Consider the following 1976-nt stretch of genomic DNA (forward strand, 5'->3'; position numbering starts at 1 on the left):
CATTAGTGAGTCCTCCTTGGTTACTTAATTAAGGGTCCTTGCGCTGCAGCTTCGGACACCTCGTACTATACCAAGAGGGCTCTTTTTGTTTCAACTCTCAAATTTCTTTATTACAGGAATGCTCCTTAAATTATTTACTTCCGATAACAATCTTCTACAGCTTCAGCTATTTGTTTTAGGATTGGATTCCCTTTTTTCCACTCTTCATCAAACCATTGCTTTCGCTCTTCTGGAGTCATAAGGACTAATGGTGAATGGATAATAACTGTCGTATTACCGTATTTATGTACTTTTTTAGGTATTTCATTGTTAAAACTCACTATGAAGTCTCTTCCCTTCTTGTTTTAGAAAAAAGGCTACCGACTTTTTAATCTGTACCCCTTGTAAAGGACATTTTAAAAAAAGCTAGGCTACTTTAAGAAGATGATCTCTGTATTGAACAGGGGTCATCTTTTTCATATTCCATTGATATCTGTAGTGATTGTAGTAGTGGATGGCAGCTTTCACTTCTTGCTTAAGTTCTTCTAAAGTTTCACATGATTTTATATCAGCCAGGTCCTTAAAATGACCAAAGAATGATTCCTGTGGGGCGTTGTCCCAACAGTTACCTCTCCTAGACATTGATTGTTCCAATTTGAATTTTTTCACCAGCTTTTGATAAACAGGGCTGGTATAGTGACCTCCCTGATCAGAATGTATATAAGCTCCTTTAGCCAGTTTGATTCTCCTGTTTTTCTTTAACTTCTTAAGTGTATCCGTAGCGATATCTAAAGTAATTCGATCAGAGACCTGATGAGCTAAGACTTCATTGGTGGAAGCGTCAATAATGGTTGATAAATAAGCCCTTTTACCTTTTCCGAAATATAGGTAGGTTATATCCGTAAGAAGGACCTTGTGTGGGATTCCTTGTTTGAATTCCCTGTTAAGTAAGTTCGGGACGACCTTGTGCTCCTGCGTAGCCTTAATGATGCGCTTGTAGGGGTTCGCTCTCCTAAAAGGGCTCTCAATCCCGTATTTCTTCATGATTCTTCTGATTCGCTTAAGATTGAAAACAACACTAAACTGACCTGCCAATACCATCTTAATTTGACGAGCCCCTTTCTTACGGTTCTTGAAATTGTATGCTTTTAAAACCAGGTCCCGAAGGGATTCATCCTTTTTCTCCCGATCCTTCCTTCTCTGAACTTGTTTAGCAGAAAAGTAGTTATAGTATCCCTGGCGGGACACTCCAGCTACTTTACAGAGGTGGGTTACCATCCTTGTTAGATTGTATTTCTCGATAACGGAATGAATAAGGTTAAATTTCTGGTCAGCTGACAATTTTATTTCTTCTTCATCCCCCTTTCTACGAATCGTATCTTTTTTAATAGTTCATTCTCTGCTTTCAACAGGTTATTTTCGGCCTCTAACCTTGCATATTTTTCTTCAGTGGAAAGCTCTCTTTCCCTTGGTCTACCTGAGTTTCCTGATCTTGTATCACGAAGTCCTAGAATTCCGTGCTTACGATAAGCTTCTCGCCATCTTTTTCCAGAAGACTCAATCCGTTTCATACCTAATACCTCAGTATCGAACCCACAGTCCTCAAATATCTCTCTAGGAAACTTCCCCAGGTCATTTTGAGTTATAAAGTGCTCCTTAAACTCATCTGAATAGGTAATACCTTTGGGACTTACTGATTTTACATATGGATTTTTAGCTAGTAATTCGATCTCTTTTTCCGAGAATATTTTTTTACTCATACTATCTCTCCCGCACTATTTTTAATCTATTGTACATAAAAAGACCCTGTGCAGCAGACTTTTTTTAATGTGTCTACTACACAGGGTACAGTTTATTTAAGACGGTAGCCTTTTTTAAAAGATAAGAAAGTATAAAAATTTGGGTCTACCACAGTCATTTAAGCTGTGGTATTTTCATTTTATGGAGACCAATATATTGAGAAGAATATTTTTTGATAAACACCAACATTGGGAAGC

2 protein-coding genes are annotated in these 1976 nt (G+C 37.8%); both read right to left on the bottom strand.

Annotated elements, in window-relative coordinates:
• Positions 1 to 134: 134 nt before the first annotated feature.
• Complete coding sequence (locus tag DZB84_RS24530; RefSeq protein ID WP_116354904.1) at positions 135 to 320, bottom strand: hypothetical protein; 186 nt, start codon at positions 318 to 320, stop codon at positions 135 to 137.
• An 85-nt stretch (positions 321 to 405) separates the two neighbouring features.
• Positions 406 to 1739 (bottom strand): IS3 family transposase gene (locus tag DZB84_RS24535; RefSeq protein ID WP_116354905.1). Its coding sequence is split into 2 segments (ribosomal slippage): positions 406 to 1326 and positions 1329 to 1739, totalling 1332 coding nucleotides; the frame shifts between segments, so codons are not numbered across the junction.
• Positions 1740 to 1976: the final 237 nt, after the last annotated feature.

This window comes from Bacillus sp. HNG (assembly GCF_003400205.1).
In the GTDB taxonomy this organism is placed as follows: Bacteria; Bacillota; Bacilli; order Bacillales; family Bacillaceae_L; genus Ferdinandcohnia.